Below are 23006 nucleotides of genomic sequence, written 5' to 3'. Positions count from 1 at the left end.
CTATCTTGAACATATGATTTAATGAAAATTATTCATTAAGTGAAATTATTAGCTGATTAAGAATAAAATAAAATCATAGCTTAGTCGTAACTAACGAGGAATTTTATGTATTTAGAAAGAGTGGAAATCGTTGGATTCCGTGGACTTAATCGTCTTTCATTACCTCTTGATATGAATACAGTCTTAGTGGGTGAAAATGCGTGGGGTAAAAGCTCATTACTTGATGCGTTAACACTCAGTTTGGGTATTGAAACCTATCAATATGCATTTACACCCGATGATTTCCATCGTTTGCCGAATGAGCCTGAAGAAAATAGCAAAAAAAGCCTACAAATTATTCTAACGTTTACAGAATCTCGCCCTGGACGTCACCGCTCTTATCGTTTCCATAAAATAGCACCTGTATGGGTTGAAAATGGTGATGATCTTAAACATATCTATTACCGTATCAGTGCTGAATTAGATGAACAAAAGAATGTAAAAACATTTCGCTATTTTCTCGATAAAGAAGGGAAGCAAATTCGCTTACCTAATGGGCAAACGCAAGAAATCATTGCAGAGATTGTTAGGCTTTATCCTGTACTTCGCTTACAAGATGCACGTTTTGTTCGTGATTTAGCCTCTGATGTTATCGATTCTCATAATAATCCTCACCGAGAAGCGTTTAATAATAAAATGAGTGAGTTAACCAAAGCGTTAGTCAAAAATCCTGACGAATTGTCAGATGAAGATTTACGTGAAGGTCTTGATGCAATGCAACAACTGTTAGGGCACTATTTTGCAGATCATGGTTCATTGCTGTTTAAATCTCGCCCTCGTCATTGCAAAGTTAACGAGCCTCATGTACGTGGGTGGCATGCCTTAGAAAATATTAATAAAGTGTTGGCAAAACCCAATCAGAGAAGTATTCGATTAATTATCTTGGGGATGTTTTCTTCTATCTTACAGTCTCGTGGTAGTGTTGCGCTTGATCCTTATGCGAGACCTATCGTGATTGTTGAAAATCCAGAAACGCGTTTACATCCTATTATGCTCTCGGTGGCTTGGGGATTACTCAATCTTTTTTCATTGCAACGACTCACAACCACAAATTCAGGTGAGTTACTGTCACTTGCACCCTTAGAGAGCGTTTGCCGTTTAGTGCGTGATACCGATAAAGTTGCTGCTTATCGTGTTGGAGGGCAGCAACTGCATTCTGATGAAGAGCGACGTATCTCTTTTCATATTCGTTATAATCGCCCCTCTGCGTTATTTGCGCGTTGTTGGTTATTGGTGGAAGGTGAAACAGAGATTTGGTTAATGAATGAACTGGCAAGGCAATGTAATTATTTTTTTGAAGCCGAAGGAATAAAAGTTATTGAGTTTGCTCAGTGTGGGCTTAAGCCATTATTAAAGTATGCAACTTATATGGGTATAGAATGGCATACTTTGGTGGATGGTGATGAAGCGGGTAAGAAATATGCCGCTACTGTTAAGGATTTTGCATTAAAAAGTAATGATGCAGAGCGGGATAGATTAACGAAATTGCCAGCGTTAGATATGGAACACTTTTTATACAAAGAAGGTTTTCGTAATGTATATCATGATGTTGCTGGTGTACCCGATAATGAAAAATGGCCAACTCGACGCGTGATCATTAAAGCTATTCAACGTTCATCGAAGCCTGATCTCGCACTAATGGTGGCGAATAATGCGGCTAAACGTGGAGTAGACTCCATCCCTTCCATACTAAAAAGTATGTTCTCTCGTGTTGCATGGCTTGCAAGAGGTAAGGCGAATTAATTCGAATTCACTACACTTGTGCCAGTAAGATAATTTCGCGAGATCTACACTTATTTTATTTAGCTATGAGAATAAAACCTCATAGCTAACGCTTTGTATGATTTATTATATCTCTATGTTTGAAAAGGAAAACGTATGGCTTTTTTATCTTTAAAAAAGCGAGGGAGAGTGCTCACCCTTATTTTAATTGTTGCCGCTATTGGCACGTACTTTTTTTTGCCAAAAGAGAAGGCACCGATATATCAAACACAGCAGATCACGCGAGGTGATCTGTCAAAAGAAGTCACCGCAACAGGTAAACTAGATGCTGTGCGTAAAGTTGATGTGGGGGCACAAGTCAGTGGTCAATTACAATCGCTCTTTGTAAAAGAAGGGGATGTGGTTAAAAAAGGGGACTTACTCGCCATTATAGATCCTAAAAAAGCGCAAAATGACGTCACTGAATCTCAAGAAACAAGTAATGAGCTTAAAGCTAATCTTCAACAAGCACAGGCCGAATTACGTTTAGCGCAATTAACTTATCAACGTCAATTAAAACTCATTGGCACTCATGCTATTGCACAAGATGAGCTTGATCGCACTAAAACCGATGTCGAAGTAAAAAAAGCACGCATCATCACTTATCAAGCACAAATTAAAAAGAATCAAGCGACGTTAGATACTGCAAAAACGAATCTGCAATATACACGGATAACCGCGCCTATGGATGGGGTTGTGACCTTTATTAAAACCCTTGAAGGCCAAACGGTAATTGCAGCACAAGAAGCACCGACTATTTTAACGTTGGCTGATTTAGACACCATGTTAGTAAAGGCAGAAGTATCAGAAGCGGATGTCATTTATTTAAAGCCGGATCTTAGCGCCTCTTTTACGGTTTTAGGTGCACCAGATAAAGCTTTCAGCGGTAAATTGAAAGATATTTTGCCTACACCTGAAAAAATTAATGATGCTATTTTTTACTATGCCCGTTTTGAAGTACCTAATGAACAACATTTATTACGTTTACAAATGACTGCGCAAGTTAAAATTCTTATCGAAAATAAGAAAGATGTGCTTCTCGTTCCACTTTCTGTATTAGGTGATGATGCAGGAATTAATGAATATTATGTTGATGTATTGGTTAATGGTCAGCCAGAAAAGCGTACAGTAAAAATAGGTATGCGTACTGATGTTTATGCAGAAGTTCTCAGCGGATTGAAAGAAAACGATGAGGTTATTCTGGGTGAAGCTTCAGGAGATGCATGATGCCTGCATTATTAGAGCTCAATGAGGTTAGCCGTTTATATACCAATGGTGAAGAAGAAACGGTTGTTCTCAATAAAGTTTCATTAACGATTAATGCTGGAGAAATGGTGGCGATTATTGGCGCTTCTGGCTCTGGAAAATCGACTTTAATGAATATTTTAGGCTGCTTAGATAAACCAAGTTGCGGTGAATATAAAGTGGCAGGGCAAAGTGTTGCGAAAATGGAAGGTGATCAGCTTGCTGCATTACGCCGTGAGCATTTTGGCTTTATCTTCCAGCGCTACCATTTAATGGCGCATTTAAGTGCAGAACAGAATGTCGAAATTCCCGCGATTTATGCAGATAAAAATGCCGCTCAACGAAAAGAGAGGGCTCGCGAGCTCTTAACGCGCTTAGGATTAGGCGATCGTGTTGATTATCGCCCCAATCAACTCTCTGGCGGTCAGCAACAGCGTGTAAGTATTGCTAGAGCATTAATGAACGGTGGTGAAGTCATTCTTGCTGATGAACCCACAGGGGCATTAGATAGCCATTCTGGTAAAGAGGTGATGTCTATTCTTAAACAATTAAATGAACAAGGGCATACGGTTATTATCGTTACTCATGATCCTTTAATTGCAGCACAGGCAGAGCGAATTATAGAAATAAAAGATGGTAAAATTATTAATGATAATTGCCATCAAATAACGGTAAATAAAGTAAAAAAAAGAGACAACAACGGCTTTAGCTTCTCCCTATTTAGGGCAAATATTCGGGCGTTTTACACAAGCATTAGATATGGCTAGGCGCGCAATGGTGGTGAATAAAATACGCACGTTGCTAACGATGCTCGGCATTATTATCGGTATAGCCTCTGTTGTTACGATTATTGTCATTGGGGATGCTGCTAAAAGCATGGTATTGGCAGATATAAAGGCGATTGGCTCGAATACAATTGATATTTATCCAGGGAAAGACTTTGGTAGTGATTCACCAGAAGATAGACAATCGTTAACACTGCAAGATGTCTTCGCTTTAAAGCAACAATCTTACGTACAAGCGGTTACACCACAAGTACAATTTAGTACACGATTACGCCGTGGAAACCAAGATTCGCCTGCATCTGTTACAGGGGTTAGTGATGATTATTTTACTGTGTATGCGATGAAGTTTTCACAAGGCCGCTCATTTACACCTGATATGATCCAGCGGCAAGCTCAAGTTGTCGTTATTGATGAAAATACCCGTCAGCGGTTCTTTCCTACTCAAAAAGAGGTTATTGGTGAACAAATTATTATTCGCAATATTCCCTCTACAATTGTTGGTGTTATTGCTGAAAAGAAATCGGCTTTTGGCAATGGTCAATCGCTCAAAGTATGGGTGCCTTATAGCACATTAAATAGTCGTATTTTAAATCGAAGTTATCTTGATAGTATTACAGTAAGAGCTACTGAAGGTTATGACGCCAGTGTTGCGGAGCAACAAATTATCCGTTTATTAACGATCAGACACGGTAAAAAAGATATTTTTACTTATAACCTTGATAGTTTTATTAAGGCCGCTGAAAGCACAACACAAACAATGCAACTGTTTCTCACTTTAGTGGCCGTTATTTCATTAGTCGTCGGTGGGATTGGTGTAATGAATATTATGCTGGTTTCAGTAACGGAAAGAACGCGAGAAATAGGTATTAGAATGGCGGTGGGGGCTAGAGCGAGTGATGTGATGCAACAATTCCTTATCGAATCTGTGTTGGTTTGTTTAGTTGGTGGATTATTAGGAATAGGCCTTTCATTTGGTATTGCGATGGTGGCTAGTGTTATGTTGCCTGATTGGCATTTTGTATTTCAACCCATTGCATTAGTGAGTGCTTTTATTTGCTCGACGGCCATTGGTGTTATTTTCGGATTTTTACCCGCAAGAAATGCAGCAAAAATGAATCCAATAGATGCCCTTGCGCGTGAATAGAGAATAACTCAAACGATAAGATAAAAGCCCTTAAATTATAAAGGGCTTTTATTTGAATGAGTTAGGCATTCTATTTAACTAGAGTACGTTATCGTGAGCAAAAGGTATTTTTATTGGGTTAATCTATGCTGTATTTACCTTTTATTCGATAATAGGAATGATAAGGTCAGCATGATCACCTTTAGGCCCTTTTATCGTGCTATAATTAACTTTCTGTCCCGCTTTAAGTGTGCGGTAACCTTCCATTCTGATTGTTGAATAGTGGGCAAAAATATCATCGCCACCTTTTGCTGGGGTAATAAAACCAAAACCCTTTGCATTATTGAACCACTTTACTGTACCTGTCTCCATACTTAGCTTCTCTCATATACTTGTATTTATTTGTTTAACATCACTTTCAGTATATTTACTGAGCTGTTCATAAAACATACTCTATTTTATTGTTTCAATCGTCAAGAGGTGGAGGGGATAGAAAGTGTTTCGAGTAGATGAAATTTTGATGTAGCTAACGCTTTGTCATTTTTTGAATGTAAAAAGAAGGAATAAAAAAGCGTTGATAGGCAGACTTTCCTGTGAGATGGTAAACTAAATGTCATAATTGAAAGTGATGTTTAACAAAACTATGAGTAATGCAAAACAATGGGTCAGTTTGATTTTTTAACAGAAACCACGTTAAGGGATGATGTTCATCAGAAAAATGAGCCACCAGCAATGTATAAGGTGATCTTGAATAATGATGATTACACTCCCATGGATTTTGTTGTAGAAGTGCTTACGATGTATTTTTTTCTTAGCGAGGAAAAAGCAACGCAAATTATGTTGGACGTTCATCATAAAGGAAAAGGAGTTTGTGGGGTTTATAGTGCGGATATTGCCGAAACAAAAGTGGCTCAAGTTAATCTGTATGCAAGAGAAAACGAATACCCACTTTTGTGTACTCTTGAACAGGCATGATCCGGTTAGTCTTTTAAGGAGGAGGTGCTTATGCTTAATCACGAATTAGAGCTGAGTCTTAATGTTGCATTCGCGAAAGCCCGTGATAACAGACACGAATTTATGACTGTAGAGCACCTGTTGTTGGCGCTATTAAGTAATAAATCGGCACGCGAAGCATTGGAAGCTTGTAAAGTCGATCTGGCAGTCTTACGCGAAGAACTTGAAGTCTTTATTCGTAAAACAACCCCAATTCTACCTGAAAATGTGGACAGAGAAACACAGCCAACGCTGAGTTTTCAGCGTGTATTACAGCGCGCTGTTTTTCATGTTCAATCATCGGGTAAAAATGAAGTCACAGGTGCTAATGTGCTGGTGGCTATATTTAGTGAACAAGAATCTCACGCAGCTTACTTATTACGTAAACACGATGTTAGTCGTCTTGATGTCGTTAACTTTATTTCTCATGGTATTTCAAAAGAAGATCAACAAAACGAAGATCTTTCTGACATGAATGATATGAACGCACAATCTCAGCAAGAGATGCCTCAAGGTGACGATCATATGGATAATTTTACCACTAACCTTAATCAGTTAGCTCGCCAAGGTAAAATTGATCCCCTAATTGGGCGCCAAGCTGAATTAGAAAGAACTATCCAAGTATTATGCCGTCGTCGGAAGAATAACCCCTTATTAGTGGGGGAATCAGGTGTCGGTAAAACAGCTATCGCAGAAGGGCTTGCATGGCGTATTGAGCAAGATGATGTGCCTGATGTGATGAAAGGTTACACTATTTATTCACTCGATATTGGTTCGTTATTAGCGGGAACAAAATATCGTGGCGATTTTGAGAAACGGTTTAAAGCATTACTGAAAACCCTTGAAAAAGATGAAAAAAGCATCTTATTTATTGATGAGATCCACACCATTATCGGTGCTGGAGCAGCATCTGGGGGACAAGTTGATGCCGCAAACTTAATTAAACCATTGTTATCTGGTGGTCGAATTCGTGTTATAGGCTCTACGACTTATCAAGAATTTAGCAATATCTTTGAAAAAGACAGGGCGCTCGCGCGTCGTTTCCAAAAAATTGATGTCACTGAACCCTCTCCAGATGAGACGGTTTTGATCATCAAAGGATTGCGCCAGAAATACGAAGCACACCATGATGTACGTTATACCAATAAAGCGATTCAGGCTGCGGTGGACTTATCTGTAAAATACATTACGGATAGACATCTACCTGATAAAGCGATTGATGTTATTGACGAAGCAGGTGCAAAAACACGTTTAATAGCTCCAAGCAAACGTAAAAAAACGATTAATGTCTCAGATATTGAGTCGGTCGTCGCTAAAATTGCACGTATTCCGGAAAAAACAGTTTCTAGCAGTGATAAATCAATACTGAAAAATCTTGATAACCAATTAAAAATGTTGGTATTCGGTCAGGATCAAGCAATTCATGCTTTATCTGAATCGATTAAGATGAGTCGTGCAGGATTAAGTCAAGAGAATAAACCCGTGGGCTCGTTCTTATTTGCAGGTCCTACTGGGGTAGGTAAAACGGAAGTCACTGTACAGTTAGCAAAAGCGTTGAATGTTAAATTGCTACGTTTTGATATGTCGGAATATATGGAAAGGCATACGGTCAGTCGTTTAATTGGTGCGCCTCCAGGTTATGTTGGTTTTGACCAAGGTGGATTATTAACAGACGCTGTTATCAAAAATCCCTATTCCGTTGTGTTACTTGATGAAATCGAGAAAGCACATCCTGATGTATTCAATATTCTGTTGCAGGTAATGGATAACGGCACATTAACGGATAATAATGGTCGTAAAGCTGATTTTCGTAATGTCATTTTAGTGATGACAACCAATGCCGGTGTGCGTGAAACGCAACGTAAATCGATTGGGTTTACAGAGCAAGACAACAGCACTGATGCGATGGTTGAAATCAAAAAAGCTTTCTCACCCGAATTTCGTAACCGTTTAGATAGTATTATTTGGTTTAATGCCTTATCACCAGAAATTATCTCTATGGTTGTGGATAAATTTATTGTTGAACTACAAGTGCAGTTAGATGATAAAGGGGTATCGCTAGAAGTTAGCCAAGAAGCACGTCAATGGTTGTGTCATAAAGGTTATGATAGAGCGATGGGTGCAAGACCAATGGCGCGTGTTATTCAAGATAACTTGAAAAAACCATTAGCTAATGAGATTTTATTTGGTTCTCTTGTCAATGGTGGTTCAGTTTCTGTGACGCTTGATAAGCTGGCAGATAAATTGAATTATGAGTTTATTAGCCAAGAGAAACTGGCTAAGAATGAAGACACCGTTATCTAAGGATAGCGGTTAATCTGACTAAGCTATAAAAGCATACACCACAGGTGAGCATCGATAAATGCCTTGCCTGTGGTGTTTTTTTCACCCGTTATATGACAATAGCGGGAGAGAACAGATTGGGATCAACGGCTACGGAAGATGATACGGCCTTTGCTCAGGTCATATGGGGTCAGCTCAACGGTAACCTTGTCGCCTGTCAGGATACGAATATAGTTTTTACGCATTTTTCCTGAGATATGAGCGGTAACGACGTGTCCGTTTTCTAATTCTACACGGAACATCGTGTTTGGCAGAGTATCCAGTACAGTGCCTTGCATTTCAATGTTGTCTTCTTTGGCCATCTAATCCTCTAAGTTTTAATAACCATATTTTTTAAACGGCAAGATAATGCCGAAAATATTGTCCTATGTAAAGGAATGTTATTGGGAAGCAATGGTGTTCACCTTGCTATTGCACTTAACATCCTTACCGCAACTTGCGTTTTACTTTGTGAAATAAAAAGTAATAACAGAAGTCGTAATTCTTTGTTTTGTGGTATTTGTAGCAATAAAATAGCAACACCCTAACCACATAATGGGTGTGCAAGATAAAATTTTTGTATAAACCTTTTTGCATAAATAACAGAATGATCTTCTCGATTCTGTCTTAAATTAAGAAGGGCTTTACAAAAACAAGCAGTGATTATAATTCCAACGATTGCTGATACCAACACTTTTTATCAATAATCACTTTTTTCCAACGAGCTAACGCAACTAAATAATGTTCACGTGAAATCTCAGTGGCGCCTAATGAGGCAGTATGAGAGTTTAGCACCTGACAATCAAATAGTTGACCCCCATAACGAAGAAAATGGTTATAAAAAGCAATAAAGGCACATTTAGATGCGTTATCTCTACGGCTAAACATAGATTCGCCACAAAAAACGGCGCCGATGTTTACACCATATAATCCTCCAATGAGTTCATCATCTTCCCAAACCTCAACAGAGTGAGCTTCACCTTGTTGATGAAGCGCGTTATAACCTGTTTTTATATCAGGACCTATCCATGTTCCTTCTTCACGTACAGAACATGCTTCAATAACTGAAGCAAAGGCATGATTTAACGTAATTTTATAATTCTGGCGCTGAATAAATTTACGTAAACTACGCCCAATATGCAAATCACCCGCCGATAAAACCGCTCTTGGGTCGGGTGACCACCATAGCGGTTCCTCGTTAGGGAAATACCAAGGAAAAATACCCGATTGATAGGCAATACGTAATCGTGCAAGGGAGATTTCTCCCCCTATTGCTAATAAACCATTAGGCTCTTTTAACGCTAAATGAGGTTCTGGAAAATCCAAATCACTATCATCTAATTGAAACAATGGCATATTATGCCTCGTGAGTTGGTGTTAATAGCGCTTGTCTTTGGTGAAACTTAGCATAATGCCCCTGTTGGTGTAATAACGAAGCATGGGTGCCTGTTTCAACGATTTTACCGCCATCCATAACGCAGATTTTATCCATTTTATCTAAACCATGAAGTCTGTGGGTGATCATTAATACCGTCTTACCTTGGCAATGCTGATGTAAGAGTGTAAGGATCTGCTGTTCTGTATCGGCATCAAGACCTTCTGTTGGCTCGTCAAGCAATACAAGAGGTGCATTGTGGAGTAGGGCTCTTGCAAGTCCTAAACGTCGCTGCTCGCCACCAGAGAGCTGCCTACCACCATCACCCATCCATGCATTTAAGCCTTCATCATTTTCAAGTAGTTGTCCAAGACCAACTTGCTGAAGAACCTGTTCAAGCTCTTCATCTGTTGCTTGTTCTTTTGCCATTAATAGATTTTCTCTTAATGTGTGGCTAAAGACATGAACGCGTTGAGGGACAACTGACATCATTGAACGTAATGTCGCTTCATCATAATTAGCAATAGGCACATTATTTAAACTGATCGTGCCGTGAGTCGGATCAAAAGCGCGATTGATCAACTGTAATAGTGTCGATTTGCCACAACCTGTTTTTCCTAATAAGGCAATGTGTTGTCCTGCGTCAATCGTTAAATCAATATGATTGATGACTTGCATTGGTTGGTTTGGATAAGTAAAACAAATATCGTGCATTGTCAGTGTGGCGTGATTGTTGGATTCTCCTCCTTTTTCAGGAAAAGTGACATCAGGTTGTTGTTCAATTAAATGAGAAATACGCGTTGCTGATGTCATTACTTGTCCTAGATGCTGGAAAGCGACAGTAACAGGCGCTAATGACTCAAATGCTGCCAATGCACAGAACGTAAATAAGGCAATTAATGCTTCTGGCATAAAGCTATTATCGATACCTCCCGCCGCCAGCCATAGAATTAATGTCGCTGTTAGACCCGATGCGAGGATCATTAATGATTGTGATAAACCGGTTAAGTTTGCTTGTTGAGCTTGTCTACGCAGCCATTTAGCTTCAAGTTGCGCTAAATTTTGCCTAAAACGAGGTAATGCACCAAAAACAGTGAGTTCGGCTTGTCCTTGCAACATGCTGGTAAGTACTGTGCGATATTGACCTCGTAAATCGGTGAGATCACGTCCAATAGGCTTTCCTGCGTAGTAGAATACGAAAGGCAAAACAATCAGCAAGGTAAGCATAATGCCACCTAGCGTATTGGCTAAACGAGCATCGATTAAGCCAAGGCCAAACATAATTGCCATAATGACAACAAAAGCGGCAATGATAGGGGAAATAACGCGAATATAAAGGTGATCGAGTGTTTCAACATCAGCCACTAAGCGGTTCAGTAACTCACCTTGACGAAAACGCGCTATTCCACCCGGTGAAAGCGGGAGGATCTTTTTAAAGGTGAATACACGTAGGTGCGATAATACGCGAAATGTTGCGTCATGACTGACAAGTCTTTCAAAATAACGACCTGCGGTACGAAAAATTGCAGCACCTCGAACGCCTGCCGCGGGTAGCATATAGTTAAAACTATAAATTCCCGCAAACCCCGCAAGAGATGTCCCTGCTAAAAACCAGCCTGATAGTGTTAAAAGACCAATACTCGCCAGTAACGTCAGAATAGCAAGAATAATTCCCAGCAGTAACATAAACCAGTGACGGCGATAAAGCGCCAGAAAAGGAAGCAATACCCTCATGATTAAAGTTCCTCTTTACGATGAGCAAGAAGGCGAGCAAAAGTGCCGTTCTGTTGGCTTAACGATGCATAAGTGCCCGTTTCAATAATTTGGCCTTTTTCCATCACCCAAATTTGGTCGTAACCGAATGTTTCTTCGAGTAGATGTGTAATCAGTAAGGTCGTTTGATTTAATGAGGCGTTATTAAGTGCATGCATCACACGTTGTTCACTATGAGAATCAAGGCTTGCAGCAGGCTCATCTAATAACAAAAATTGACAAGGAGACAATAGAGCACGAGCAACAGCAATACGCTGAGCTTGACCAACAGAAAGGCGTGCAGCACCATCGCCAATAATCGTATTTAAGCCGTCAGGTAACTCATTAATAAAATCGCTGACATACGCTTTTTCAATGGCTAGGTTGATTTGTTCATTGCTGGCATTAGGCTGGCTTAAGCGAATATTATCCAGCAAGCTTTGTTCGGGTAAATTAGGATTCTGACCAACCCAACTTAAGCATTGACGCCATGCTTCAGGCGAGAGTTGCGTCAATTCAATATCATTAACTTTTAATGAACCTCGATAAGGTAAAAAACCAAGCAACGCATTTAATAACGAGCTTTTGCCTGCGCCACTTAGACCGACAATTGCAATTCGTTGATTAGGGTTAATGGTAAAGTTTAATGGACCCGCAAGTTTGACACCTTGATGCGATAGAATTTCTAGCTCATGAGCGGTTATTTTAATACTCTCTGTTGTATTGATACGCTCATTGCCTGTGAATTGTGGTTTTTCACCTTCGGCTTCTAAAAATTCGACCAGAGATTCAGCCGCACCAATGGCTTGTGCTTTAGCATGATAGTAAGTACCTAAATCACGTAGAGGTTGAAAAAATTCAGGGGCTAAGATCAGCGCTAAAAAGCCTGAGAAAAGTGTCACTCCTAAACCATAACTCCCGAAATTAAGTTCACCTAAGTAAGAAAAACCAAAGTAAACAGCTACAACAGCGATAGAAACAGCAGTAAAGAATTCCAATACGCCTGATGAAAGGAATGCCATTCTTAACACTTCCATGGTACGTTTGCGGAAATCTTCTGTTGCTTCCGTAATCTGTTTAACTTCAGCATGACCACGGTTAAATAATCGTAATGTATCTAACCCTCTTAATCTATCGAGAAAATTACCACTTAAACGGCCTAATGCGAGAAAGTTTCTACGATTAGCATCTGCTGCACCTAATCCAACTAATGCCATAAATAATGGGATCAGTGGGGCGGTGAAAAATAGGATCAAGCCAGCAGCCCAGTTAACAGGGAAGATGGTGATAAGGATAAGGAGAGGAACAATAGCAGAAAGATACATTTGCGGGATATAGCGCGCATAGTAATCTTGCATATCTTCTATTTGCTCTAGAATAATTGTTGCCCAACTTCCTGCGGGTTTGCCTTTAACCCAGACAGGGCCTAGCTCTTCAAGTCTATCAAGAACAATTTTACGAATTTGTTGTCTGACCGCCATACCACAGCGATAACCTACACGTTCCCGTATCGCCATCACCACAGCGCGTAAGATAAAAATACCAATAAGGGTGAGAAAGGTAGGTATGTGCGTATCACGACTCAAACTGTCCATGATAAATGCTTGAAGTAAAACGGCTAATAACCATGCTTGTGCAATAATTAATAAACCGCTTACAACACCTAGGATCATTGATAGCCGTAGCCATCGACGGGCTGGAGCACTTTGCTGTTTCAGCCATCGAACCAATTCACTTTGTTTAGTTTTATCCATAAGAAAAGATTCAAATCTGCAGGTGAGATACAAAGTATCAGAAAGGCCAAGGGTAAGTAGTTATACGCTTTGGCAACCAAGCTAGTATGTTACATGGTAAAAGGCGCTACTGAAATAGCGCCTTGAAAGGAAGTGAGGATTTTAGTTGGATTTTAGTGCGTCTAAGTAACGTTCGGCATCTAAAGCCGCCATACAGCCTGTACCTGCGGAGGTAATTGCTTGACGATAAATGTGATCCATGACGTCACCAGCTGCAAAAACACCCTCGATAGAGGTTTGTGTTGCATTACCTTGAGTACCTGATTGCACTTTGATGTAACCATTGTCCAGTTCTAATTGACCATCAAAAATAGCGGTATTAGGACTATGGCCAATAGCGATAAAGACACCCATAACATCTAATTCTTCGGTTTTATCGCTCTTAGTATCTTTTAAGCGAACTTTCGTTACACCCATATCATCGCCAAGAACTTCGTCTAAGGTACGATCAGTATGCAAAATAATATTGCCACTGTTTACTTTGTCCATTAGACGGTTAATTAAGATTTTTTCAGAACGGAATGCATCACGGCGGTGGATCAGATGAACTTCTGATGCAATATTAGCTAAATAAAGTGCTTCTTCCACAGCGGTATTTCCGCCACCGACAACAGCAACTTTCTGGTTACGATAGAAAAAACCGTCACATGTTGCACAAGCAGAAACGCCTTTGCCTTTAAAAGATTCTTCTGAAGGTAAACCGATATAACGTGCAGAAGCACCTGTTGCGATAATTAATGCATCACACGTATATTCTTGCTCATCGCCAAATAGGCGGAATGGACGGTTTTTCAGATCGACTTTATTAATATGGTCAGAGATAATCTCTGTATTAAATTTTTCAGCGTGCTGAAACATGCGGTCCATTAATCCAGGACCTGTTAATCCCTCTGGGTCACCGGGCCAGTTTTCAACTTCTGTTGTTGTAGTCAGCTGACCGCCTTTTTCAACACCCGTAATCAGTACTGGTTCTAAGTTTGCTCTTGCAGCATAAACGGCGGCAGTATAACCCGCAGGGCCAGAACCTAAAATAATAAGTTTGCTATGTTTGATGGTGTTCATGTATACCTCATCTCTGATTAGGCGTGATGCGAATTGAGGGATTGTAGGAGAAATAAGACGTTAAAAAAAGCCAATGACGAGAAATAGACATAATATTTTAGCTATTTTAGCAATAGTTAATACTAATATAGTTTAATAATTATAGAGTTATATTGGGCTAACATCATCGAATTAACCTGAAACATTTTGCTTTACAATTGATGTTTATCTTGCGTATATAGAGAATAACATAGCGCCTTGTTCTGATTTTTACTCATTTGCTTTGACAATCCGCTGTACATTTGCGAAAACATGATTGTTAAAGATAATTATCCTCGGATGTTACGCGTATTATTTTTTAGACAGACAGGGTGTAGGGTAGTTATTTTGCGATATTTCCTAATGGGTATTTGGATAAAATAGAATTTTTATCTGGTATTAAAAGGAAATAGATTGGTAGTTTGCTCTGACCGTTTGATACCGAAGTTTCGACAGTGATGCTGAAGGTGTACACAGGTATGGGTATAGGAAAATAAAGTAAGAGAAAAAGAGAAAGAGAGTATAGTGATGATTGATAATAAAAAACGTCCGGGTAAAGATCTTGATAGAATAGACCGGAATATTCTAAATGAGCTTCAAAAAGATGGTCGTATTTCAAACGTTGAGCTGTCTAAACGTGTAGGTTTATCACCAACACCTTGTTTAGAGCGTGTACGTCGTTTAGAGCGCCAAGGATTTATTTCTGGCTATACTGCACTGTTAAACCCACATTACTTAGATGCTTCATTATTGGTATTTGTGGAAATCACCTTAAACCGTGGTGCACCAGATGTTTTCGAACAGTTTAATATGGCTGTTCAAAAACTTGAAGAAATCCAAGAATGCCATTTAGTTTCTGGTGATTTTGACTATCTGTTGAAAACTCGTGTACCTGATATGTCCGCTTACCGTAAATTACTAGGCGAAACACTATTACGTCTTCCAGGTGTTAATGACACACGTACATACGTGGTTATGGAAGAAGTTAAACAAAGTAACCGCCTTGTAATTAAAACTCGTTAAGTCAACTTAATAGGTTGGTGCAAAGCAGGAAAAAGTTAGGTACACTCCTGTTTATGCATACAGTTTCAACGCTGGGGTATCTCAGCGTTGTTCCGTTTTAATTCACCCTAAGTTAAACCTGGAGAGCCCTCTTTGAGCCAGGAATATACAGAAGATAAAAATATTCGTTTAACAAAGATAAGCAACCGCCGCCGTATTTGGGAAGCTATTCTCATCCTTATCGGCATTGGTGCTATCTTTTTAATGGTTTCATTACTTAGTTTTCATCCCTCTGATCCTAGCTGGTCACAAACCACTTGGAATGAGCCTATTCAAAATTTAGGCGGCAGTATCGGAGCATGGTTAGCTGATATTCTATTTTCTGCATTTGGTTTACTGGCCTATGCAATTCCTGTTGTCGTGGTTTTTGGATGCTGGAATTCTCTACGCTACCAACAAAACCGTGAGTACACCGACTTCTTTTCTCTTGCACTTCGCACGATTGGTGCTTTGGCTCTGATCTTGACTTCTTGCGCATTGGCTGATCTTAATTTTGATGATATCTATAATTTCAGTTCTGGTGGTGTTATTGGAAGTTTGTTCAGCAAAGCGCTATTGCCGTGGTTTAATGTTTTAGGTGCTACTCTTGCCTTGTTATCTGTTTGGGCAATTGGCTTTACACTCTTTACGGGCTGGTCTTGGCTAACAATCACAGAAAAAATTGGTGCCGTTATTTTAGGATGCGTGGGCTTTATTACCAACAGAGGTCGAAATGAAGCTGATTATGAGGAAGATGAAGAGACTCAAGACGTTATTACAGAACTAGTTGATAACTCAAATCAAAAAGAAAGTCAGCAATCTGAATTAACAACAGAAGAGAGCGATGATATTTTATTTTCTGCGCCTTCAGCACTTGAGCTAGCTCGTCAGCAAGAGCAAGAGATAGAAATATTACAACCTAAAGCAGAACCAAAAGCAGAACCAAAAGCAGAACCAAAAGTAGAACAAGAAGATGATTTGCCCTCATTCTCAGCAACAAATGAAATAGCAGATGAGCAAACGCAAGTATTGACGCAAACTGATCCTCTTGTGTCCGCCATGGTTTCACAACCAGCGCATAAAGAGGAAGAACCAGAGCATTACCGTTTTGATATTCCTGAAGCCTTCTTGAAGAAAGAATTTCAATCAGACGTTAATGTTCCTCAAGGTTCCGCTGACTTAATACCAGAAGATAATCCACCTTCTGTGGTGCCATCAGAAAATGGACCTATGGCACAGCCGTCATCTGTATCAACAGAGCGTATTATACCAGCCAGTATTGAACCGACATTTTCTTCGCTAGCCCCTGATACAGATCCTTTAACACAAGCTGCTACGGTGGCTACTGGTGTAGCGACTAGTGCTTTTGTTAATTATGGCTCTCAAGTTAAACAAGGATTAGGCCCTGAATTACCACGCCCAAATCCAGTGCGATTGCCAACACGTCGAGAGCTTTATGGCATTCATATACCTTCACAGCGTGAAGCTGAATTGCGTCGTCGTGAGGAAGCCGTTCAATTTGAACCAGAAGATGAATTAGCTGATATTCAAGAACAAGCGAATTTTGAACAAGCGTTGCGTCAGCAATTTCTCGAACAGCAACGCGAACGTTATGGTGAGAGCGATAGTGCTGATCCTGAAGAGATTATTGGATCCTATCAGCCAAATATGACAACACCAATATCTTCAGTTAGTCATCAACAAGATGATTATCATAATGAGCCAACGGTTACCGCGAATACATTCTCTTCTACTGAAGAGAATAACAATGATATTGATGAAGATGAGCAATATCAGAAACAATTAGCCGCACAATTTAAGCAACAATTACAGGATCGCTATGGTGATGATGTTTCGTTAGATGATGACGAAGATGATGTTTTACCTCAAATATCAACACCAGCCCCTTCATTGCAAGCAACAACGGGTTATCAACCTCATATTCAACATTCATTTGCGTCACAATCTGCACAACCGACGCAGACTATTGAGAAAAAAGTTGAATATCCAACAAGCAATGCCTTTCTACAAATCTCGCCTCGTGATGAAGATGAGGAAGAGTATAGCCCTAAAATCGAGCTAGAAAGAGAACTCACTGCATTAGAGGCATTCTCGCCAATTGATGATTTATTAGATGAAGATCCGATAGAGCCAATATTTACACCGATTGTTTCAGAGCCTGTTACGCCACAAGCTGCACCCCAAATAGCATCGCAATCACGTATTGAGCCACAGCCTAATATGGCTCAGCATTTTGCACAGCAACAGCAACAGCAACAGCAACAGCAACAGCAACAGCAACAGCAACAGCAACAGCAACAGCAACAGCAACAGCAATCTTTAATTCATCCGTTATTGATGCGTAATGATAGGCCGTTACAAAAGCCAACAACACCAATGCCTTCGCTGGATCTACTCACAACACCACCAGTAGAAGAAGAACCTGTTGATATGTTTGAGCTTGAGCGAGTGGGTAAATTGATTGAAGCACGTCTGAATGATTATCGTGTAAAAGCTAAGGTGGTGGGTATTTCGCCGGGGCCTGTTATCACTCGTTTTGAACTTGAACTTGCACCTGGCGTAAAAGCTGCACGTATATCAAATTTATCACGCGATTTAGCACGTTCCTTATCTGCTATTGCAGTACGTATTGTTGAAGTTATTCCGGGGAAACCTTATGTAGGACTGGAATTACCTAACAAGAAACGTCAAACCGTATATATGCGAGAGTTGTTAGATAGCGATGCATTTCGTGATAGCCGTTCTCCATTGACTGTGGTTTTAGGTAAAGATATCGGTGGTCAACCCGTTGTTGCTAATTTGGCTAAAATGCCTCACTTACTTGTTGCTGGTACAACCGGTTCAGGTAAATCTGTCGGTGTGAATGCGATGATTATCAGCATTCTTTATAAAGCGAAACCAGAAGATGTTCGCTTTATTATGATTGACCCTAAAATGCTTGAGCTTTCGGTTTATGAAGGGATCCCCCATCTTCTAACAGAAGTGGTTACCGACATGAAAGATGCAGCAAGTGCTTTGCGTTGGAGTGTGGCTGAAATGGAACGTCGTTATAAACTAATGTCAGCATTAGGCGTGCGTAATCTCGCAGGTTATAACGAAAAAATTAAAGAAGCCGAGGCAATGGCGCGTCCTATTCCTGATCCATTCTGGAAACCAAGCGATAGCATGGCAACCGAAATACCGACATTGGAAAAAGAGCCTTATATTGTCGTTGTCGTTGATGAATTTGCTGATTTAATGATGACAGCGGGTAAGAAAGTGGAAGAGCTGATTGCTCGCTTAGCACAAAAAGCACGTGCAGCGGGTATTCACCTTGTACTCGCTACGCAGAGACCTTCTGTTGATATTATTACAGGTTTAATTAAAGCCAATATTCCGAGCCGTATTGCATTCACTGTATCGAGTAAAATCGACTCTCGAACGATCTTAGACCAAGGTGGTGCAGAGTCATTACTCGGTATGGGGGATATGCTTTATGCACCGAATGGTTTTGTTCCTGAACGTGTTCACGGTGCTTTTGTGAGTGATGATGAAGTACATGCCGTGGCAACTGACTGGAAAGCACGAGGTCGTCCTCAATATATTGAAGCCATCACAAAATGTAGCGAAGATGGTGAAGGCAATAGTGGCGGTGGATATGATGATGGTGAAGAGCTTGATCCATTATTTGACCAAGCTGTAGAATTTGTGGTTGAAAAACAACGTGTTTCTATCTCTGGTGTGCAACGTCAATTTAGAATTGGTTATAACCGCGCAGCAAGAATTGTGGAACAGATGGAAATGCAAGGTATTGTGAGTGCCCCAAATCACAACAATACGCGTGATGTACTTTCACCACCACCTTCAGATATGTAATATCTTGAAAACACAGTTATCAGCTAATGAGATCGCTGGTAATCTGCACAACATCATCAATAATTTATACGCCGACATTATGTCGGCGTTATCTCATGCCGAGGCTTGTAGAATGAAAAAAGTATTATTTGCAGTGTGTGCGATGACATTAATAAGTAGCCAAGTCGCTTGGGCTGATGCTCGTCAAGATTTACAGCAACGATTAAATAAAGTGAATAGTTTTCAAGCAAACTTTAGCCAAACAGTGACCAGTAATGAAGGCTCGCTTATCCAAAAAGGGGAAGGTAATTTAAAAGTACAACGCCCTGATTTGTTTAATTGGCAAATGACAGCGCCAGATGAGAGTACATTGATCTCTGATGGTAAAACATTGTGGTTTTACAATCCGTTTGTAGAACAAGTTACTGCAACTTGGCTTGAAAGTGCCACAACCAATACCCCTTTTATGCTGATTGCTCGTAATGACAGTAAAGAGTGGCAAAACTATGACGTAAAACAGTCTGGCGATCGCTTTGAGTTAACACCTAAAGTAGAAAATAGCTTAAAACATTTTACGATAACGGTATTACCTAACGGACAAATTCAGCAATTTGCAGCCACAGAACAAGATGGTCAAGTAAGCAATTATCAATTGACTGCACAGACTGTGGCACCAATCGATGCATCCGCGTTTCGCTTTACACCTCCTGCGGGTGTGACTGTGGATGACCAACGTCAGTGAGGATATTTTGAGTAATTTATCACTCGATTTTTCACGCAATGAGTTCCAACCTTTAGCCGCAAGAATGCGGCCTGAAACGTTAGAACAATATATCGGACAAACTCATTTACTTGCCGAAGGTAAACCATTACCACGAGCGATTAAAGCGGGTCAATTGCATTCCATGATCTTATGGGGGCCTCCTGGTACGGGTAAAACCACACTTGCTGAGATCATTGGCCGCTATGCGCAAGCTGATATAGAACGATTATCTGCGGTGACATCGGGTATTAAAGAAATCAGAGAGTCCATTGAAATTGCACGCCAAAACCGCAATGCAGGGCGTAGAACGATTTTGTTTGTTGATGAAGTTCATCGCTTTAATAAGAGTCAACAAGATGCTTTTTTGCCTCATATTGAAGACGGTACGATCACTTTTATTGGTGCAACAACAGAAAACCCCTCTTTTGAATTAAATTCCGCGTTGCTATCCAGAGCAAGGGTTTATTTATTACGCTCATTAACCGAAGTGGATATTGAGCAAGTGCTACAACAAGCACTGGACGATCCCGAACGAGGTTTAGGTGGGCGCAATATTATCCTGCCAGATGATACACGCAATATGATTGCACAATTGGTTAATGGTGATGCGCGTCGTTCATTAAATTTGCTTGAAATGATGGCAGATATCGCTGAGGTTGATAATCAAGGAAAACGCGTATTAACACCCGCATTACTGACAGAAATCAGTGGTGAGCGAAGCGCTCGTTTTGATAATAAAGGTGATCGCTTTTACGATCTTATTTCTGCATTACACAAATCAGTTAGGGGATCTGCACCTGATGCTGCTCTTTATTGGTATGCAAGGATCATAACCGCAGGTGGCGATCCGCTTTATGTTGCTCGCCGCTTATTGGCAATAGCATCAGAAGATGTGGGAAATGCTGATCCTCGCGCTATGCAAGTCGCAATTGCTGCATGGGATTGTTTTACGCGTGTTGGCCCAGCAGAGGGTGAACGTGCGATTGCTCAAGCAATTGTGTATCTGGCTTGTGCGCCCAAAAGTAATGCGGTTTATACCGCCTTTAAAGCAGCCATTGCTGATGCGAAAAGTAAACCAGATTATGATGTACCTGAGCATTTGCGTAATGCGCCAACAAAATTAATGAAAGAAATGGGGCTGGGTGCTGAATATCGTTATGCTCATGATGAACCAAATGCTTATGCGGCAGGAGAAGTCTATTTCCCTAAAGAAATGGCAAATACGCAGTACTATTATCCAGTAAAAAGAGGGTTAGAGATCAAGGTTGCAGAGAAATTAGACTGGCTTTCTCAACAAGATCAAAATAGTGTTACAAAACGCTATCGCAAAATGTAAAGATGCGGTAAGGTTATTAAAATATCATTAATTTCTTAACTATGCCTTGTCTCAGATATCTTTTTTATAAGATAGGAGAGAAGGTCTTTATTAATCTATCAATAAGCACAGGATAAGCATGCTCGATCCAAATCTACTGCGTAATGAGCTAGACGCGGTCGCCGAAAAACTGGCTCGCAGGGGGTTCACCCTCGATGTGGAAAAAATCCGTCAACAAGAAGAACGCCGTAAGGTGTTACAAGTTGAAACTGAATCCCTGCAAGCAGAACGTAATTCTCGATCGAAGTCCATTGGTGCGGCAAAAGCGCGTGGTGAAGATATTGAGCCACTTCGTCAAGAAGTTAACCTGTTAGGTGAAAAACTTGAAGCTGCAAAAGCCGAACTTGAGGTGCTTCAAGCGGAAATTCGTGATTACGTTTTAACTATTCCAAATATGCCAGATGATGCTGTTCCAAATGGTAAAGATGACAGTGAAAACGTTGAAGTTTCTCGTTGGGGTACACCAAAGACGTATGATTTTGAATTAAAAGATCATGTGACTTTAGGTGAGCTAACGGATGGTTTAGATTTTGCTTCTGCAGTGAAAATCACGGGTTCACGTTTTGTTGTGATGAAAGGTCAAATTGCACGTTTACATCGAGCTATCACACAATTTATGCTGAATCTGCATACAGAAGAACACGGCTACCAAGAAATGTATGTTCCTTACTTGGTTAACCACGCAACACTGTACGGTACAGGTCAATTACCTAAATTTAGTGAAGATTTATTCCACACTAAACCGTTAGAAGAAGAAGCAGAAAGCCAATACGCTCTTATTCCAACAGCAGAAGTACCTGTGACAAATATGGTAAGAGACGTCATTCTTGAAGAAGACGATCTACCACTGCGAATGACTGCGCATACACCTTGCTTCCGTTCAGAAGCAGGTTCTTATGGACGTGATACTCGTGGTCTTATTCGTATGCACCAATTTGATAAAGTTGAACTGGTTCAAATCGTTCATCCTGAAAAATCAATGGAAGCATTAGAAGAGTTAACGGGTCACGCTGAGAAAGTGCTGCAATTACTGAATCTACCCTATCGTAAAGTTGTACTGTGCACCGGTGATATTGGTTTTGGTGCTCGTAAAACATATGACTTAGAAGTATGGGTTCCGGCTCAAAATACTTACCGTGAAATTTCTTCATGCTCTAACTGCTGGGATTTCCAAGCGCGTCGTATGCAAGCACGTTTCCGTGCTAAAGGTGACAAGAAAACGCAATTAGTTCATACCTTAAATGGTTCTGGCTTAGCCGTAGGCCGTACTCTTGTGGCGATTATGGAAAACTATCAAATGGCTGATGGTCGTATTGAAATTCCAGAAGTGTTACGCCCATACATGAACGGTTTAGAATATATCGGTTAATTATTATCTAATTAATTGAGTATTAATAAATTAACCCTCTGCTTAGGCAGAGGGTTTTTGTTTAATAAATTAACCCTCTGCTTAGGCAGAGGGTTTTTGTTTAATAGCATAGAACGAAATAAAAAGCTCAGAAGTTGTAATTGAAATAAAGTACTGATAAGAATATTACATGATCAATGATGTGTTTGTTACGCATTAATTCAATACGTTGTAATTTAATGAGGCTGAGATAAATAAGGTAATAAAGTGAGAAATATCTCTATTTTTCTTTCGTTTGTCATATTAACAAAATCGTCCATTGCGATTTCTATATAATCGATAGTTTGATTATGGAT

Annotated in this window: 15 protein-coding genes and 1 pseudogene; 10 read left to right on the top strand and 6 right to left on the bottom strand. The window is 40.1% G+C overall.

The features are described from left to right. The first annotated feature begins 105 nt into the window (after nt 1-105). The 3 genes and pseudogenes from BHE89_RS06155 (at nt 106) to macB (ending at nt 4974) form a co-directional block, all read left to right on the top strand. On the top strand, nt 106-1782 hold the full coding sequence (locus BHE89_RS06155; RefSeq protein WP_069368166.1) for an ATP-dependent nuclease: 1677 nt from the start codon (nt 106-108) through the stop codon (nt 1780-1782). Nucleotides 1783-1917: 135 nt separating this feature from the next. Next, on the top strand, nt 1918-3027 hold the full coding sequence (gene macA, locus BHE89_RS06150; RefSeq protein ID WP_069368167.1) for a macrolide transporter subunit MacA: 1110 nt from the start codon (nt 1918-1920) through the stop codon (nt 3025-3027). Continuing rightward, a pseudogene (gene macB / locus BHE89_RS06145) lies at nt 3027-4974 on the top strand (macrolide ABC transporter ATP-binding protein/permease MacB). Before macA ends, macB begins: the two are co-directional and overlap by 1 nt. Before the next feature lie 141 nt (nt 4975-5115). Here the strand turns inward: macB and cspD are convergent. Continuing rightward, nucleotides 5116-5325: a cold shock domain-containing protein CspD gene (gene cspD, locus BHE89_RS06140; protein ID WP_023581298.1), complete on the bottom strand. Its 210-nt coding sequence runs from the start codon at nt 5323-5325 to the stop codon at nt 5116-5118. Nucleotides 5326-5613: 288 nt separating this feature from the next. On the opposite strand from cspD, the gene clpS reads away from it, so the two are divergent. Continuing rightward, the gene (gene clpS / locus BHE89_RS06135; RefSeq protein ID WP_069368169.1) at nt 5614-5928 is read left to right on the top strand and encodes an ATP-dependent Clp protease adapter ClpS; all 315 of its coding nucleotides are present in this window, start codon (nt 5614-5616) and stop codon (nt 5926-5928) included. Nucleotides 5929-5958: 30 nt separating this feature from the next. Beyond that, entirely contained in the window at nt 5959-8250 is a 2292-nt protein-coding gene (clpA, locus tag BHE89_RS06130; RefSeq protein ID WP_069368170.1) for an ATP-dependent Clp protease ATP-binding subunit ClpA, read from the top strand. A gap of 122 nt (nt 8251-8372) precedes the next feature. Here the strand turns inward: clpA and infA are convergent, their stop codons facing one another. The 5 genes from infA to trxB form a co-directional block, all read right to left on the bottom strand. Next, nucleotides 8373-8591, bottom strand: a complete 219-nt coding sequence (gene infA / locus BHE89_RS06125; RefSeq protein ID WP_004244560.1) for a translation initiation factor IF-1 — start codon at nt 8589-8591, stop codon at nt 8373-8375. A 340-nt stretch (nt 8592-8931) separates the two neighbouring features. After that, nucleotides 8932-9624, bottom strand: a complete 693-nt coding sequence (gene aat / locus BHE89_RS06120; RefSeq protein WP_069368171.1) for a leucyl/phenylalanyl-tRNA--protein transferase — start codon at nt 9622-9624, stop codon at nt 8932-8934. A gap of 1 nt (nt 9625) precedes the next feature. After that, nucleotides 9626-11377 carry a heme ABC transporter ATP-binding protein/permease CydC gene (cydC, locus tag BHE89_RS06115; protein WP_069368172.1) on the bottom strand — a complete coding sequence of 584 codons (1752 nt, stop codon included), beginning with the start codon at nt 11375-11377 and terminating at the stop codon, nt 9626-9628. Nucleotides 11378-11379: 2 nt separating this feature from the next. Then, complete coding sequence (gene cydD / locus BHE89_RS06110) at nt 11380-13149, bottom strand: heme ABC transporter permease/ATP-binding protein CydD (RefSeq protein ID WP_069368173.1); 1770 nt, start codon at nt 13147-13149, stop codon at nt 11380-11382. 141 nt (nt 13150-13290) lie between these two features. Continuing rightward, nucleotides 13291-14250 carry a thioredoxin-disulfide reductase gene (gene trxB, locus BHE89_RS06105; protein WP_069368174.1) on the bottom strand — a complete coding sequence of 320 codons (960 nt, stop codon included), beginning with the start codon at nt 14248-14250 and terminating at the stop codon, nt 13291-13293. A gap of 546 nt (nt 14251-14796) precedes the next feature. Here trxB and lrp point away from each other — a divergent pair. The 5 genes from lrp (at nt 14797) to serS (ending at nt 22671) form a co-directional block, all read left to right on the top strand. Beyond that, entirely contained in the window at nt 14797-15291 is a 495-nt protein-coding gene (gene lrp / locus BHE89_RS06100) for a leucine-responsive transcriptional regulator Lrp (protein WP_004244566.1), read from the top strand. 132 nt (nt 15292-15423) lie between these two features. Continuing rightward, nucleotides 15424-19185 (top strand): DNA translocase FtsK 4TM domain-containing protein, encoded by a 3762-nt coding sequence (locus BHE89_RS06095; protein WP_069368175.1) that lies wholly within the window; start codon nt 15424-15426, stop codon nt 19183-19185. A 112-nt stretch (nt 19186-19297) separates the two neighbouring features. Next, a complete protein-coding gene (gene lolA, locus BHE89_RS06090) occupies nt 19298-19906 on the top strand; it encodes an outer membrane lipoprotein chaperone LolA (RefSeq protein ID WP_069368176.1) in 609 nt (202 codons plus the stop codon). Between the two features lie 7 nt (nt 19907-19913). Continuing rightward, complete coding sequence (locus BHE89_RS06085) at nt 19914-21263, top strand: replication-associated recombination protein A (RefSeq protein ID WP_069368188.1); 1350 nt, start codon at nt 19914-19916, stop codon at nt 21261-21263. Nucleotides 21264-21381: 118 nt separating this feature from the next. Next, nucleotides 21382-22671, top strand: a complete 1290-nt coding sequence (gene serS / locus BHE89_RS06080; protein ID WP_069368177.1) for a serine--tRNA ligase — start codon at nt 21382-21384, stop codon at nt 22669-22671. The last annotated feature ends 335 nt before the right edge of the window (nt 22672-23006 follow it).

Origin of the sequence: Shigella sp. FC1967 (assembly GCF_001743005.1) — a bacterium.
GTDB lineage: Bacteria > Pseudomonadota > Gammaproteobacteria > Enterobacterales > Enterobacteriaceae > Proteus.
Note: the sequence above shows the minus strand (reverse complement) of the source record. Positions and strands in the feature narration are given on the sequence as shown.